We start from the raw sequence: 13,416 nt of genomic DNA, 5'->3' as shown, positions 1-13,416 counted from the left end.
GGTTCCCTATTTCACGGCGCCAAAGGTGAGGCCGCGGACGAGTTGTTTCTGGCTGAACCAGCCAAGGATGAGGATCGGCGCGATGGCCATTGTCGATGCTGCGCTGAGTTTGGCGTAGAACAGCCCTTCGGGGCTGGAGTAGCTGGCGATGAAGGCGGTCAGCGGTGCCGCCTGTGCTGCGGTGAGGTTCAGGGTCCAGAACGCCTCGTTCCAGGCCAGGATGAAGTTCAGCAGCAACGTGGAGGCAATGCCGGGGATCGCCATTGGCGTCAGCACATAGAGGATCTCCTCCTTGAGCGTGGCCCCGTCCATCCGCGCGGCTTCCAGGATTTCGCCGGGAATTTCGCGGAAGTAGGTGTAAAGCATCCAGACAATGATCGGCAGGTTGATCAGCATCAGGATGATGACCAGCGCCACGCGGTTGTCGAGCACGCCCAGCCGGATGCACAGCAGGTAGATCGGATAGAGCACCCCCACCGCCGGCAGCATCTTGGTCGAGAGCATCCACAGCAGGATGTCCTTGGTCCGTTTGGAGGGGACAAAAGCCATCGACCAGGCCGCAGGCACCGCGATGATGATGCCCAGAAGGGTTGAGCCACCCGCGATGACGATGGAGTTCCACAGGAAGCGCCCGTAGTTCGACCGCTCCATCACGGTGGCATAGTTCTCCGTGGTCCAGTCAAAGAACAGGAACAGGGGTGGATCGTTGATCGCCTGGGCCTCGGTCTTGAAGCTGGTCAGGATCGTCCAGAGGATCGGAAAGAAGATCAGCAGGCCGATGATCCACGCGATGGTGGTGTTGATCGTCTTGCGTTGCGTTGTGACGGAACGTGCCATTCGTCTCTTCCTCCCTCAGGTATCAAGGTTCTTGCCGACGATGCGCATCAGGAAGATGGCAACGATATTGGCAAGGATGATGGCATAGACACCGCCCGCAGAACCCAGACCGATGTTCTGGCTTTCCAGCACGCGCTGGAAGATCAGGTAGGACAGCGTCCGGGTGCCGAAGGCGCCGCCGGTGGTGACGAAAATCTCGGCAAAGATGGCCAGCAGAAAGATCGTCTGGATTAGCAGCACGATGGTGATGGCGCGGGAAAGGTGCGGCAGGGTGATGTAGAAAAACCGTGCCAGGGGTGATGCGCCGTCCATTTCGGCGGCCTCAAGCTGTTCGCTGTCCAGCGACTGGATCGCGGTCAGCAGGATCAGGGTCGCGAAGGGCAGCCATTGCCAGCTGACGATCAGGATGATGGAAGGGGTCGCGGCATTCGACAGCCAGCTGACCGGGTCCGCCCCGAAGAACCGCCACAGATGGGCGAAAAGTCCGTTGGTTGGATCCATGAAGATGTTCTTCCAGACCAGCGCCGAGACGGTGGGCATGACAAAGAAGGGTGCAATCACCAGGATGCGCACAACCCCCTGCCCCCACATCGGCTGATCCAGCAGAATCGCCAGCAGGACGCCAAGAGCGATGGTAATGGCAAGAACGCCGGTGACGATGATCAGGGTGGTCGAAACGGCGGGCCAGAAGGAACTGGAGGTGACAAAGCGGACGTAGTTGTCGAAACCGGTCCAGCCCTGGTCGCCGCCACGCAGCGGCAAATAGGTTCGGAATGAGAACCACAGCGTCATCGTGAGAGGCACCAGCATCCAGCCCAAAAGCAGGATCACGGCGGGGGCCATCATCAGTCTGGCGGCGGATCGGGAAGCCTTGGTCGCCATGGGATACGTCTCCTTATTTGACGGAACGCCGGCTCAGGCGTCCGGTGACAGGACGTTGGTGAAATATCGGCAGTGATCAAAGACCATGGGGCGGGCGGTGCGCCGCCCCATGGGATCAGGTCGGTGGCTTACCGGTAACCGGCAGCTTCCATCGCTTCGTTGGTGATGTCCTGTGCCTTGGCCAGGGCATCCTCGACCGATTGCTGACCGGCATAGGCGGCAGAGAACTCCTGGCTCACTTCGGTCGCGATACCGGCAAACTCGGGGATCGCGGCGAACTGGACACCGACGTAGGGCACCGGATCGACGGTCGGGTTTTCCGGGTCAGCCGACAGGATGCTGTCCAGCGTCATCTGCGCGAAGGGCACCTTCTGGTACTCGGGGTTCTCGTAAAGCGACTTGCGCGCGCCTGGCGGCACATTGGCCCAGCCTTCGTTTCCGGCCACCAGTTCGATGTAGCTCTTGGAGGTCGCCCATTCGATGAACTGCTTGGCTTCGGCTTCCTGCTGGGTGCCCGCAGGGATCGCCAGGGCCCAGGCCCAGAGCCAGTTGGCCCGCTTGCCCAGGCCGTTATCCGGTGCCAGCGCAAAACCGACGCTGTCGGCAACGGTGGAATCATTGGCGTTGGTGACGAAGGAGGCCGCAACCGTCGCGTCGATCCACATGCCGCATTTGCCCTGCTGGAACAGCGAGAGGTTTTCGTTGAAACCATTGGTCGCATAACCGGCAGGGCCGGAGGCATCCATCATGTTCTTGTAGAAGTTCACGGTGTTGGCCCAGGCCTCGGTGTCGAACTGGGCGTTCCAGTCCTCGTCGAACCAGCGCGCGCCAAAGGAGTTGGCCATCGCGGTGATCAAGGCGCCACCTTCGCCCCAGCCGGCCTTGCCGCGCAGGCAGATGCCGTTGATTTCATTGTCGCGATCGGTCATCGCGGCGGCGGCTTCGGCGATGAAGTCCCAGGTCGGGGCTTCGGGCATTTCCAGTCCGGCCTTTTCCATCAGGTCCGTGCGGTACATGATCATGGAGCTTTCGCCGTAGAAAGGTGCCGCATAAAGCGTGCCGTCATGGGACAGACCGCCTGCCATCGCGGGCAGGATGTCACCGACATCATATTCGGCGGAAAGATCGTCCAGCGGCACCAGCCAGCCCTGCGCGCCCCAGATCGGGGTTTCGTACATGCCGATGGTCATGATGTCGAACTGGCCACCCTTGGTGGTGATATCCGTGGTCACGCGCTGACGCAGGACGTTTTCCTCCAGCGTAACCCATTCCACGGCGATGCCGGTCGCTTCGGTAAATGTATCGGTATAGCCCTGCATCCGGATCATGTCGCCGTTGTTGACGGTTGCGATGGTGATGGATGGGCTGTGGCTGTCTGCATATGCGCTGCTGGCTGCGATCAGCCCAAGCGCGGTTGCAGCACCAAGCGTGCTCTTCAAAGACATCCGTTATCCTCCCTGGTTGGACGTTCTGTTCGGAGCCTAAGGGAGAGATGTACGCGGCGTCAACTAAAATTTATCGCGCGTAAACTATTTGCGCATCACGCGGAGTCTCTCAGGATCAGCCTGCCCTCCAGCCGCGTGCTGCTCCAGGGGGTCACCTGGCCGTTGATTGCCGCGAACAAGGCATCGGAAGCTGCTTTGGAAACAGCGTCATAGGCATGGGAAATGGTGGTGAGCGGCGGACAGGTATAGCGCGAATGCGGATGGCCATCCTGCCCCGCCACGCGCACGGTGCAATCCGGCCCCCGCCCCACGGCAACGCCCTTTTCATAGCAGGCCGTCAGCAGCCCAATGGCCAGCCGGTCATTGCTGCACAGGATGGTATTGGTCGGGAAAAGACCTTCGGAAAAGGCGGTATGCCCCCCCAGACGCCCGATTTCCTCGAAATCCCAGCCATCGCCTTCGACAGAGATGACATGCGGCTCAAGGCCGAATGCCTGCATCGCGTCGAGATAGCTCTGGCGGCGGCGGTGAGCATTGGGGTTGGTCGGGCGCTTCATCTCGAAAAAGCACGGCGGTTCGCCCGTGCGGCAGAGGTAATCGGTGATATGGGCGGTGAACTGGATATTGTCCGAACCGACAAAGGCAAGGCCCAGCTCGCCCACGTTGCTGTCAAACAGCAGGGTCGGCACATCCGCGCAGAAACGTTCCAGCGCCCCGTGATCGGAAGCACGGCCCAGAGGGGCCAGCAGTACTCCGGCGGGCCGGATCGCGCGCAGCGAGTTCAGCACATCCGTCTCATGCGCGGGATCGCCATGGGAGCTGAACAGCGTGGGGTGATAGCCCGCTTCGATGCAATGCCGTTCCAGCTTGCGGGCGATTTCCGCAAAATAGGGGTCCGTCAGCAGCGGCACCACGATGCCGACATTCTTGGTCAGCTTGCGGTTCTGGTTCATCGCGTAAAGGTTCGGGCGGTAATCGTATTTCTCGATCGCCGCCTCTATCTTCGCGCGGGTCGAGGCCCGGACGCTTTCGGGATCGTGAAAGTATTTTGAAACGGTAGGCCGGGAAATACCGCTGACGGCGGCAAATTCCTCCATGTTCCTGATTGTCTTCGATGACATGTGGCCCTCGCAGTATTTTTACACCCGCAATCATGACTTTCCGCGCGGAAAGTATCAACCTTTCTTTGCGAATTAGCCATGCCATATGCTGCGGCCTGCCGGTTCAGCACGCCGGGACCGGAAAGGGGGGATACAGAAGGCTTTGCCGTTACTGCAGCAGGATCGGTATCTGGATCGGGCCGCGAAAGCCGAAGCCCTTCCAGATGACAGCATCCGTGTCGGGGATGCTCATCTTCGGGAAACGGTCAAACAGCATCGGCAGCATGATCTGCCCGACCGCCCGGCGCGCCACATGGGTGCCCTGGCAGAAATGCGGCCCGTTGCCAAAGGCCTGATGCGGGGCCTTGTCGCGGTAGACGTTATAGGTTTCGCCATCTTGATAGATATCCTCATCCCGGTTGGCACTGGCCTGGATGGTCATCACCGTATCCCCCTTGGGGATCATGTAGCCGCGCAATTCGGTATCCTGCGTGACCAGCCGAGATGAAGCCTGGATCGGCGCGACCCAGCGCACGCCTTCTTCGAAGGCCTGTTCCCAGTGATCGTTCCTGCGGACTTCGGCCAGTTGGTCCGGGTGGGTCAATAGGCCATAGAGGATGGTATTGAGCGCATCGCGCGGCTCGTTGATACCGCCGCCGATGGCGATCTTGATATTGGCATAGATCTGCTTTTCCTCGATCGGATCATCGGCATTCAACATCACGGAAAACGCCGAATTGTCCGGCTCGGCGCGGTGCCGGTCCTGGATGCTGTCCAGCAGCGCATGGATCTGTGTATTGGCACGGTCGGCCCGTTCAAAGGGCGCATCGGCCCAGCCGAAATTGCCCGCCCCCTCGATCAGCGCCTGCGACCATTCCATCATGTCCTCGTCCGAGGCTTCGGGCATCCCCAGCAGGATCGCCAGCCCCCGCGCCGCATAGGCCCCAGACAGGACCGCGAAGATATCGACAATCTCGCCGCGCGGCAGGCGGGACACATATTCCTCGGCGATCTTCACATATTGCGGCATCCAGTCGTTCTTGATCACCTTGGGGGCAAAGGCCGGGGCCATCGCCATCCGCTCGCGCTTGTGATCCTCGCCATCCTTGCGCATCAGCGTATGGGCCCAGAAGGCCCGCTTCATCGGCGTGTTTGGATCGTCCGAGCTGAAGATCTCCGGGTTGTCCTTGACGTATTTGGTGTCTTCCGCCTTGGTCAGCAGGGTGCGTCCCGCGGATTTCACCCGCAGCACAGGTGCCTCGGCGCGCAGGCGCCGGTAGATCGGGTATGGGTCGCGATCAAGCTCTGCCAGCGTGATGTTTTCGTCCAATGGGGCAAGCGTGGGCATCATGAACCTTTCTCAGGCTGAAATGGCGCGGTGGCCGGGGCCCCCGCGCCGTGAAAATCATGTTATTCGCAAGTGAAGCTTTCCGCCATACCCGCATCGCCGCCGGTGTAGCGGGCGACCTGAGAGGCCGGACAGAGCGGGCGCGAAATGCCCGCCATCGCCTCGGGCAGATCGCGGTTCGACGCCCGTGCCGTTGCTGTCACGGCCTGCGGCGCGGTGCCGTTCTCAACCCATGCGACCAGGTCCGAGAACATGTCAAACCCTTCCACCGCGGGGCCGCCCGAACAATGGGTCATGCCGGGCACCGGGTAGAACCTGGCGAATTCTGCCGCCTTGCCGCCGTTGTTCGCATCCAGCTTGGCGTACCAATCTGCCGTATCATTCACGGAAAACACCGGATCAGAGACGCCGTGGAACACCATCATCTTGCCCCCTGCATCGCGGAAAGCCGCCAGTTCGGGGTTGTCCGATCCCGGTGGTGTCATCACCTCCATTGCCGATTCAGGAAAGTCATCGCTGGTGGCAAATATCTCGTCCGCGCGGGCGGTGAGGTCAAAATCCTTCAGGAATTGTTCCAGTGCGGCGGGATCGCCTGCCACTTCCGTCGGGGGCGTGGTGAAGATCTGCGCGAGTGACGCGGCACCCATAACCGCGATGATCGGTTTCTTGCCCCATGGCGGGATCGGGCTTTCCAGTTTCCAGAACCGCCAGCCGCTACCGGCGATGCCGGGATCCCAGGGGAAATCGCTGTAGAACGGGGTGCCGCCATCAGGGGTGCCTGCGTGGATGGTGTTCAGCGCGGTTACCTGTTCGGGCGACAGGCAGGCGGAATTCTGCCCCTCCGCGCATTGCAGCGCGGCACTGTCAAAGCTGGCCTGACAGGCGGCAGTGTCCATCACCAGCCCGTCCTCAAGCCCGTCCAGCGTATCGCAGGCTTGCAGAATGCCATCGGCAACCGTTTGCAGATCGGCGGGGCTGAAGGCCGTGGCCAGATCGCCAGTAACCGCTGTCAGCGCCTGCACGTCAACCGCATGTTGCAGCGCCGCCTTGGGCAGGTTGAAGCCGGGCGCGCCGATCAGCAGACCATCGAAGCTCTGCGGCATCCGTGATGCGGCGACCATGGCGTGCCGCCCGCCGTTGGAGCAGCCAATGCCATAGCTGTGGCCGATTTCATTGTCGTAATAGGCCTCGACGATCTGGCGGGCCAGCGGGTCCAGCAGCGCCACGGCCTTGTAGCCGTACATCTGCCGCGCCTCGAAGTCGAAGCCAAAGCGCGCGCCACCGGCAAGGCCCGCGTCCGCCACCGCCTTGCCATCATGGCCTGCGTCGGAGGAGACGACGGCAAAACCGCGCGCCAGAGGTGTCGCTTCACCCGTGCCCGCGCCCATGCCGCCGGTGGCGGGTTTGACCTCGCCGTCGTTGCCGCCGTTGAACTGGTGGACATAATCGCCGTTCCAGACATCCGGCAGGGCCAGCTCGAACCGCAGCGCATAGTCGCGCCCGTCGGTGCCCTTGCGTTCGGCGGTCGTGGCGCGGATGCGGCATTGGGCGGCGGGGTTGTCATCGCCCGCAGGCACTGCCGCCACTTCGGTAAAGCTGACACCGCTCAGGCCCAATGCCTCGGGCGTCAATCCTTCGCATTGCATCTGTGCCATGGCCAGCGTGGCCGTGCTGCACATCAATGCAGTTGTTCCGATTGTCTTCAACATCACAGGTCTCCTCCCAGAATTGTGTGTCTTATTCTCACATGCGCCTCAGACAGTTTCTCCCAGCAGGCGCAGCGCGTTTTCCTTCAGGATCAGCGGGCGCACCTCGTCCTTGAAGGGTGCCGCCTCGAAATCCGCCAGCCAGCGGTCGGGCGTGATTGCGGGCCAGTCCGAGCCGAAGAGCATCTTCTTTTTCAGGATCGAATTGGCATAGCGGATGAAGGTCTCGGGGAAATATTTGGGCGACCAGCCGGACATGTCATAATAGACGTTGGGCTTGTGCTGGGCCACGGCCAGACCTTCCTCGGTCCAGGGGAACGACGGATGCGCCAGGATGATCTTCATGTCGGGGAAATCCACCGCCACGTCATCCAGGTGCATCGGATTGGAGTATTTCAACCGCATCCCCATGCCGCCCCGCATGCCGGAGCCGACACCGGTCTGCCCGGTATGGAACAGGGTGATCACCCCCTCTTCGGCGCAGGCTTCCAGCACGGTGTAGCAGGCCTCCCGGTCATTGGGGAAAAAGCCCTGCATGGTGGGGTGGAACTTGAACCCGCGCACGCCGAATTCACGCACCAGGCGGCGCACCTCGCGCGCACCGGCCTTGCCCTTGTGCGGATCGACAGAGGCAAAGGGGATCAGGATGTCGTCATTCTCGGCGCAGATCTGCGCGACTTCCTCGTTGGAATAGCGGCGAAACCCTGTCTCGCGCTCCGCATCCACCGGAAAGATCACCGCCGCGATGTTGCGTTCGCGGTAATAGCTGGCGGTGTCCTGCACCGTGGGCAACATGCCTTCGGCCCCGGCGGGATTCTTGAAGTAGGCCGCCATGCCCGCTTGAAATTCATTATACCCGTCATCACGGTGGTCGCAGCAGGGTTCCTCTGCATGGGTGTGAAAATCAATCGCCTTCACCTTGCTGAAATCGACCATCCTGTTTGCCTCCCCGAAAACGTTGACGTCAAAAACCGCTATACAAGAAAACTGTTAAGCTGTACAACATAAATCCAGACCGACCAGGAGGGGGAGAATCCGATGGAGAATGGCCAGAGCACCGGCAAAGCCACGCGTGTGGAAATTGACGGCGACATTGCCACGATCATTTTCGACCGCCCGGAAAAGCGGAACGCAATGAACGAGGCGCTGGTCGGCGACCTTGATGCATTCTTCTCCAAACCGCCCGAAGGTGTGAATGCCGTCATCCTGACCGGCGCGGGCGGGCATTATTGCTCTGGGCTGGATCTGGCCGAACATGAACAGCGCGCCCCGGTCGCGGGGGTCTACCATTCGCGCAACTGGCATCGCGTGGCCGATCTGATCGAATTCGGCCCCCTGCCCGTCATTTCCGCCATGACTGGCGCGGTGATCGGCGGCGGGCTTGAGATCGCCACCTCGACACATGTGCGCATCGCGGAGCCTGATGTGCGGTTCCAGCTGCCCGAGGGGCGGCGCGGTATCTTTGTCGGTGGCGGGGCCACGGTGCGCGTGAGCCGCATCATCGGCGCTGACCGGATGCGTGAAATGATGCTGACGGGCCGCAACTATGGCGCCGAGGAAGGTCTGGCGATGGGGCTTGCGCATTACAGCGTCGGCGCGGGTGAAGCCCTGCCCCTGGCGCGCAAGCTTGCACGGAAAATAGCAGACAACGCGCCGTTTTCGAATTACCTCATGATACAGGCGATCTCTCGGATCAGTGACATGTCGCGCCACGACGGCCTGTTTACCGAAAGCCTTGCGGCGGCCATGTCGCAAACCTCGGACGGGGCGAAAGAGGGCCTGCGCGCCTTTCTTGAGAAGCGCGAGCCGAAGTTCAGATAACCCATGCCGGGCGAGGAGGCCCGGCGCGGCGGAACAGACAACAACAGGGAGGAAGACCATGAAAAGAAGAGAGTTTCTGAAAACGACCGCTGTCGGCACGGCCATGTTGGCCGCCATGCCCGGCGCTGCATTGGCCCAGGAAGTCACCCTGCGCCTGCACCAGTTCCTGCCCCCCGTGGCAACGGTGCCCGCAAAGATCCTCAAGCCCTGGGGCGAGCGTCTGGCAGAGGCCTCCGATGGCCGCCTGAACGTGCAGCATTTCGATGCGATGTCCCTTGGCGGGCGTCCGCCCGAACTGATGGATCAGGCCCGCGACGGTGTCGTCGATCTGTCGATGACGGTGGTCGGCTATACGCCGGGCCGCTTCCCGCGCACCGAAGTCTTTGAGCTGCCCTTCATGATGACCAGCCCGGTCGCCACATCGCTGGCTTTCTGGCAGATGGTCGAAGAGGATTTCCAGTCCAACGAATATGCCGATTTCAAGGTGCTGGGTGCCTGGGTTCACGGCCCCGGCGTGATCCACTCCACCGATCCCATCGAAAAGCTGGAGGACATGAAGGGCAAGACCGTGCGCGGCCCCACCCGCGTGATCAACGACATGCTGTCCGAACTGGGGGCCACCCCTGTCGGCATGCCCCTGCCCGCAATCCCCGAGGCGCTTTCGAAAGGTGTCATCAACTCCACCGTGATCCCCTGGGAGGTCACCCCGGCGGTGCGCCTGTCCGAACTGGTGTCGAACCACACCGAATTCACCGGGGCGGAATCGCTTTATACCGCGACCATCGTGCTGGTGATGAACAAGGCGAAATATGACGCCTTGCCGGATGACCTCAAGGCCATCCTGGACGCTGAATCCGGTGCAAAACTGTCCGAATTCGCCTCGCAGGTGATGTGGGACAATGACGCGCCGGGACGTGAACTGGCGGTCAAGAACGGCAACAACATCATCCAGCTGGATGAGACAGAAGTCGCCCGCTGGAAGGAGGCCGCGCAGCCGGTGATCGACCGCTGGGTTGCCGAGATGGACGGCAAGGGCCTGGACGGCCAGGGGCTGATCGACCGGGCCAAGGCCCTGATCGCCGAAAATGCAACCTGAAGTCTTGATCTGACATCACAGAGGGCCTGCGGGCCCTCTGCCTCAAACGGGGAAGTGACGGATGTACGCGGCAAGTTACAGATTGGCTGATTTCATCGCGCGGGGCCTGGCGTTTGCGGGTGGTGGCATCCTGATCCTGATCACATTGATTACCTGCATGTCGATCATCGGGCGTGCCTTTGTGCCGCTCGACATCGGCATCGGCCCGATCCGGGGCATTTACGACATCACGGAAATCGGCATGGCGACGGCGATCTTTGCCTTTCTGCCCTGGGCGCAGATGCGTGAAACACATGCACGGGTGGACCTGTTCCAGAGCTTCATGCCGCGCAGCTTCGACCGGGCGCTGGACCTGCTGTTCAACATCGGCATGGCCTTTGTCGCCGCGATCGGCACCTGGCGGCTTTACCTCGGCATGATGGACAAATTGTCTTACGGCGAAACCACCCTGATCGCGCAGATCCCGGTCTGGCAGGGATTTGCGGCCTCGCTGGTCGGGGCCATCGGCTTCGTGATCGTTGCCCTCTTTTGCGTCTGGCGCTCGGCCCGCAGGCTGGCCGGTATGGAACAACAGGAATAGAAATGTCGAACTTTGAACTCGCGCTCTGGTCGTTTCCGGTCCTGCTGATCCTGGTCTTTCTGCGCGCGCCCATTGCGCTGGCGATGATCGCGGTCGGGGTCGGCGGAACCTACCTGGTCGTCGGCACACCGATGATGACCCTGAACCAGTTGAAGACGCTGACCTATGGCACGTTTTCCAACTATTCCTTCTCGATCATTCCGCTGTTCCTGCTGATGGGCCAGTTTGCGACGCTGTCGGGCATGTCGGCCTCTCTTTTCAAGGCTGCAGAGAGCTTTCTGGGCCACCGTCGCGGCGGTGTGGCGATGTCTGCCGTGGGGGCCTGCGCCGGGTTCGGCGCGATCTGCGGCTCGTCGCTGGCGACCGCCGCCACCATGGGTCAGGTCGCCCTGCCCGAGCTGCGCCGCTATGGCTATCCCGATTCACTGTCCACCGGTGCGCTGGCGGCAGGCGGGACGCTGGGCATCCTGATCCCGCCTTCGGTGATCCTGGTGATCTATGCGATCCTGGCCGAACAGAACATCGAAAAGCTGTTCGTGGCCGCCCTGATCCCCGGCATCCTGGCCGCCATCGGCTATATGATCGCCATTTCGATCTGGGTGCGCCTGTCACCGAATTCCGCCGCCGTGCGCGACCGGGTGCCATGGGGCGAACGCATGATCGCCCTGGGCAAGGTCTGGCCGGTGATCACCATCTTCGTCACCGTGGTCGGCGGGATCTATGCGGGCATTTTCACCCCCACCGAAGCCGCCGCGGTCGGGGCCGCGGGGACCGGGCTGGTGGCACTGGTATCGGGCGAGATGTCATGGGACCGCCTGCGCGAAGCGGTGCTGTCCACCGCCGGATCGACCGCGATGATCTTTCTGATCATCCTGGGGGCCGGCATCTACAACAACTTCCTGTCGCTGACACAGCTGCCGCAATCGGCCTCTGTCTGGGTCGGGGAACAGGGGTTTTCGCCCTGGTTCGTGCTGACCCTCGTGCTGCTGATGTACCTCGTCTTCGGCTGCGTGATGGATTCGCTGTCAATGGTGCTGCTGACGGTCCCGATCATCTTTCCGATCATGATGGTGCTGGACTTTGGCATGTCGACCGCGGACTTTGGCCTCTGGTTCGGCATCCTGGTGCTGATCGTGGTCGAGGTGGGGCTGATCACGCCGCCCGTGGGGATGAACCTGTTCATCATCAACTCGATGGCAAAAGACACCCCGATTTCAGAGACCTACAAGGGTGCCCTGCCCTTTGTGCTGACCGATATCATACGTGTTGTCATCCTTGCCTCGTTCCCGGCAATCACGCTCTGGCTGGTCTGGTTCATCGACAGTTTCAAATAACGCAGGCATGCGCGGCTATGGCCCGCGCCTGCGGCGGCTGCTACCACGGGGGGCAACACGCCTTCACGCAGGTCCGGCCATGTCCCGTAAACTGATCTTTCCGCTCTACTATGCCGCGATCCTGTTTCAGGCCGGTGCCTACGGGCTGACCTTCATGCTGCCCCGGCTTTTCGACAGCTTCGGCGCCAACGAAAAGGTCGTGGGCACGATGCTGCTGCTGACGACGGCCGCGACCGTGATCACGGTCTATTTCTCCGGGCACCTCTCGGACCTTCTGGGCCGCCTGCGCACGCTGGGCATGGCCTGTATCGCCATCTCCGCCTCCCTGTTCCTTTATGGCACCGTGCCGGGCGTTGGCCCGGGACTGGCGGCGGCAAGCCTGCTTCTGGGGTTCGGCTGGGGGCTGACCTATTCGCTGGGGCCCATCGTCATGTCCCGGCTGGTGCGCGCGGACGAGCGGGTGCGTTACTTCACCCTGCTCTCGGTCTTTGTGATGGCCGGGTTCGGCTTTGCCCCGGTGATCGCCTCTGCGATGGAGGATGCGGGCTTTACCATCCGCGACGCCTTTGTGCTGAACGGCGCGCTATGCCTTGTCAGCGCTGCATTGTTCCTTGCCCTGGACCGCCCGATCAAGGCGCAGGCGGTCAACGCCCGGCCCGAGGCACCTTCGCGGATCACGCTGGCGGCGGTCGCCGGCGTGCTCAGATCACCCGCCCGGCTGCCGGTCTTCATGGTTTTTCTCGGGGCCAGCATCTTTGCCGGGCTGAACAATTTCCAGACCGTCTTTGCCGATGCGCGGGGGCTGGATTACGCCTATTTCTTCATGAGTTACACGCTGACCTCGGTAATTTTCCGGCTGGTCATGGCGCGGTTCACCGGGGGCGCGAACCCTTATATGACCATCGCGCTGCTGCAATGCCTGATGTGCGCGGGGCTTGCCCTTTTCGTGGTCAGCGGCGACAGCCTGCCGCTTTACGTGCTGGTCGCGGTGCTTTTCGGTCTTGGTTACGGCGTGTCCTATCCCGTGCTGGTGGCGATGGCCGCCGACGACGCAGATGACGATCTGGGCGCGCAGACCCTGCAATTGTTCGCGCTGACCTATTTCATCGGCATCTTCGGTTTTCCGCTGATCGCAGGCTGGATGATCGTTGAGGTAGGCACGACGCCCCTGCTGATCCTCATCACCCTGCTGGCCGTGGTTGAGGCCGCACTTGCCCTGCGCCGGGGTCTGGCGCGGCGCGGGGCGAGCGCTGCCGAGGCCTGAACG

The 13,416-nt window shown here is 61.9% G+C and carries 12 protein-coding genes; 5 read left to right on the top strand and 7 right to left on the bottom strand.

From position 1 onward, the window contains the following. Positions 1-6: 6 nt before the first annotated feature. The 7 genes from ACWNZ3_RS06310 to ACWNZ3_RS06280 all read right to left on the bottom strand — a co-directional run bounded on the left by ACWNZ3_RS06310 (position 7) and on the right by ACWNZ3_RS06280 (position 8,254). On the bottom strand, positions 7-837 hold the full coding sequence (locus ACWNZ3_RS06310) for a carbohydrate ABC transporter permease (protein WP_269365051.1): 831 nt from the start codon (positions 835-837) through the stop codon (positions 7-9). A gap of 15 nt (positions 838-852) precedes the next feature. Continuing rightward, a complete protein-coding gene (locus tag ACWNZ3_RS06305) occupies positions 853-1,719 on the bottom strand; it encodes a carbohydrate ABC transporter permease (RefSeq protein ID WP_114273084.1) in 867 nt (288 codons plus the stop codon). 128 nt (positions 1,720-1,847) lie between these two features. After that, complete coding sequence (locus ACWNZ3_RS06300) at positions 1,848-3,164, bottom strand: ABC transporter substrate-binding protein (RefSeq protein ID WP_274576312.1); 1,317 nt, start codon at positions 3,162-3,164, stop codon at positions 1,848-1,850. 95 nt (positions 3,165-3,259) lie between these two features. Further along, complete coding sequence (locus ACWNZ3_RS06295) at positions 3,260-4,285, bottom strand: LacI family DNA-binding transcriptional regulator (RefSeq protein ID WP_496901566.1); 1,026 nt, start codon at positions 4,283-4,285, stop codon at positions 3,260-3,262. A 148-nt stretch (positions 4,286-4,433) separates the two neighbouring features. Next, the gene (locus ACWNZ3_RS06290) at positions 4,434-5,612 is read right to left on the bottom strand and encodes a cytochrome P450 (protein ID WP_269365057.1); all 1,179 of its coding nucleotides are present in this window, start codon (positions 5,610-5,612) and stop codon (positions 4,434-4,436) included. A gap of 62 nt (positions 5,613-5,674) precedes the next feature. Continuing rightward, positions 5,675-7,321 (bottom strand): tannase/feruloyl esterase family alpha/beta hydrolase, encoded by a 1,647-nt coding sequence (locus ACWNZ3_RS06285; RefSeq protein WP_496901565.1) that lies wholly within the window; start codon positions 7,319-7,321, stop codon positions 5,675-5,677. Between the two features lie 45 nt (positions 7,322-7,366). Then, on the bottom strand, positions 7,367-8,254 hold the full coding sequence (locus ACWNZ3_RS06280) for an amidohydrolase family protein (RefSeq protein WP_269365061.1): 888 nt from the start codon (positions 8,252-8,254) through the stop codon (positions 7,367-7,369). Between the two features lie 102 nt (positions 8,255-8,356). Between ACWNZ3_RS06280 and ACWNZ3_RS06275 the strand changes: the two genes are divergently transcribed. From ACWNZ3_RS06275 to ACWNZ3_RS06255, 5 genes are all read left to right on the top strand, one after another. After that, positions 8,357-9,139, top strand: coding sequence for a crotonase/enoyl-CoA hydratase family protein (locus ACWNZ3_RS06275; protein WP_269365063.1), 783 nt, complete (start codon positions 8,357-8,359; stop codon positions 9,137-9,139). A gap of 58 nt (positions 9,140-9,197) precedes the next feature. Continuing rightward, positions 9,198-10,235 carry a TRAP transporter substrate-binding protein gene (locus ACWNZ3_RS06270; protein ID WP_269365064.1) on the top strand — a complete coding sequence of 346 codons (1,038 nt, stop codon included), beginning with the start codon at positions 9,198-9,200 and terminating at the stop codon, positions 10,233-10,235. 61 nt (positions 10,236-10,296) lie between these two features. Beyond that, the gene (locus tag ACWNZ3_RS06265) at positions 10,297-10,815 is read left to right on the top strand and encodes a TRAP transporter small permease (RefSeq protein WP_274576319.1); all 519 of its coding nucleotides are present in this window, start codon (positions 10,297-10,299) and stop codon (positions 10,813-10,815) included. A gap of 2 nt (positions 10,816-10,817) precedes the next feature. Next, on the top strand, positions 10,818-12,149 hold the full coding sequence (locus tag ACWNZ3_RS06260; protein WP_274576320.1) for a TRAP transporter large permease: 1,332 nt from the start codon (positions 10,818-10,820) through the stop codon (positions 12,147-12,149). Positions 12,150-12,228: 79 nt separating this feature from the next. Then, positions 12,229-13,413, top strand: coding sequence for an MFS transporter (locus tag ACWNZ3_RS06255; protein WP_496901564.1), 1,185 nt, complete (start codon positions 12,229-12,231; stop codon positions 13,411-13,413). Positions 13,414-13,416 lie beyond the last annotated feature (3 nt).

This window comes from Sulfitobacter sp. IGS-18 (assembly GCF_059628195.1).
Note: the sequence above shows the minus strand (reverse complement) of the source record. Positions and strands in the feature narration are given on the sequence as shown.

What these genes read in the sequence shown, in the direction of transcription:
- ACWNZ3_RS06305 (WP_114273084.1), bottom strand. Translation starts at nt 1,719, where the DNA reads ATGGCGACCAAGGCTTCCCGATCCGCCGCCAGACTGATGATGGCCCCC.
- ACWNZ3_RS06260 (WP_274576320.1), top strand. Translation starts at nt 10,818, where the DNA reads ATGTCGAACTTTGAACTCGCGCTCTGGTCGTTTCCGGTCCTGCTGATC.
- ACWNZ3_RS06275 (WP_269365063.1), top strand. Translation starts at nt 8,357, where the DNA reads ATGGAGAATGGCCAGAGCACCGGCAAAGCCACGCGTGTGGAAATTGAC.
- ACWNZ3_RS06295 (WP_496901566.1), bottom strand. Translation starts at nt 4,285, where the DNA reads ATGTCATCGAAGACAATCAGGAACATGGAGGAATTTGCCGCCGTCAGC.
- ACWNZ3_RS06285 (WP_496901565.1), bottom strand. Translation starts at nt 7,321, where the DNA reads ATGTTGAAGACAATCGGAACAACTGCATTGATGTGCAGCACGGCCACG.
- ACWNZ3_RS06270 (WP_269365064.1), top strand. Translation starts at nt 9,198, where the DNA reads ATGAAAAGAAGAGAGTTTCTGAAAACGACCGCTGTCGGCACGGCCATG.
- ACWNZ3_RS06265 (WP_274576319.1), top strand. Translation starts at nt 10,297, where the DNA reads ATGTACGCGGCAAGTTACAGATTGGCTGATTTCATCGCGCGGGGCCTG.
- ACWNZ3_RS06280 (WP_269365061.1), bottom strand. Translation starts at nt 8,254, where the DNA reads ATGGTCGATTTCAGCAAGGTGAAGGCGATTGATTTTCACACCCATGCA.
- ACWNZ3_RS06290 (WP_269365057.1), bottom strand. Translation starts at nt 5,612, where the DNA reads ATGCCCACGCTTGCCCCATTGGACGAAAACATCACGCTGGCAGAGCTT.
- ACWNZ3_RS06255 (WP_496901564.1), top strand. Translation starts at nt 12,229, where the DNA reads ATGTCCCGTAAACTGATCTTTCCGCTCTACTATGCCGCGATCCTGTTT.
- ACWNZ3_RS06310 (WP_269365051.1), bottom strand. Translation starts at nt 837, where the DNA reads ATGGCACGTTCCGTCACAACGCAACGCAAGACGATCAACACCACCATC.
- ACWNZ3_RS06300 (WP_274576312.1), bottom strand. Translation starts at nt 3,164, where the DNA reads ATGTCTTTGAAGAGCACGCTTGGTGCTGCAACCGCGCTTGGGCTGATC.